Source organism: Shewanella sp. GXUN23E, from assembly GCF_050865035.1.
In the GTDB taxonomy this organism is placed as follows: domain Bacteria; phylum Pseudomonadota; class Gammaproteobacteria; order Enterobacterales; family Shewanellaceae; genus Shewanella.
Map to the genome: position 1 here is coordinate 1 of NZ_JBOZWP010000050.1, position 1,053 is coordinate 1,053.

Sequence of the window (1,053 nt, forward strand, 5' to 3'; positions counted from 1 at the left end):
GGCGTTGTTGATCAAATCATTCGCTTGAACGCAAATGCCCCAGGGTTTGCAGCCGCTTTACGAGACCAGCTGGCGAACAGGCATACCAAGTCTTATGACTTTGTTTAATGCCTTAACGCCAGCCAGTGCCTCACCCACTTGCCCGTTGTAGTCACGCAGACTCAGTTTGGCGCTAATGAGTTGTTTGTAACGATACATGGCTGTTTCTGACAAGGAGCGCTGATGGTAGTTATTCGTCGACTTCCATTGCTCTAATTCTCCGGCTTTGAGTGCATCCACAGCTTCATTTCGAGGATGCTCAGGTTCCCAGTATCCCGCATTTGAGCGGGGTGGAATCGTCGCTTTCGCTTGCTTCTTTAGCAGTAGTCTATGACAGGCTTTGGTATCGTAAGCGCCGTCAGCTGAGACTTGCCCAAGCCTTCGCCTGAGTGGATTGAGCAACGCTGGAAGCACTTCATTATCTGCTACATTTTCCAGACTTGTTTGAGCACCTATGATTTCATGTGTAGCGGCATCGATTGCCAAATGAAGCTTGCGCCAAATCCGACGTTTTTCTTTGCCGTGCTTACGCATTTTCCATTCACCTTCTCCATACACTTTGAGGCCAGTGGCATCGACGACAACATGCGCCACTGGGCCTCTTGAGGGATTTCGGTACTTGATGTTCACCGTCTTGGCGCGTTTACTGATACAGCTATAGTCTGGAGCCGTTAAAGGTATCTTCATCAGTTGAAACAGAGAATTGATGAAGCCTTCAGTCGCACGCAATGACAGCTTGAAAATCCCCTTGAGCATCAAGGCAGTTTCAATGGCGGTATCGCTGAATTGAAAGCCTCTACCTCGGCCACCGTGATGCTGTGTGCAACACCAAGAATTAATCACGGCCTCATCTAGCCAGAAGGTGACTGAGCCACGGTCGACCAGTGCCTGATTATATTGCTTCCAGTTGGTGATGTTGCGCTTTGACTTACCCATGACACAGCCCGTAAACCTACACTGCATGATCAGATCATGGAGGGCTAAAAAGGTTCCGCTGATTTAGGCAACAACGCC

Annotated in this window: 1 protein-coding gene; it reads right to left on the bottom strand. The window is 49.3% G+C overall.

The window, feature by feature from the left end:
• Positions 1-57 precede the first annotated feature (57 nt).
• Positions 58-975: an IS5 family transposase gene (locus ACRRUX_RS20535; protein WP_432534098.1), complete on the bottom strand. Its 918-nt coding sequence runs from the start codon at positions 973-975 to the stop codon at positions 58-60.
• Positions 976-1,053: the final 78 nt, after the last annotated feature.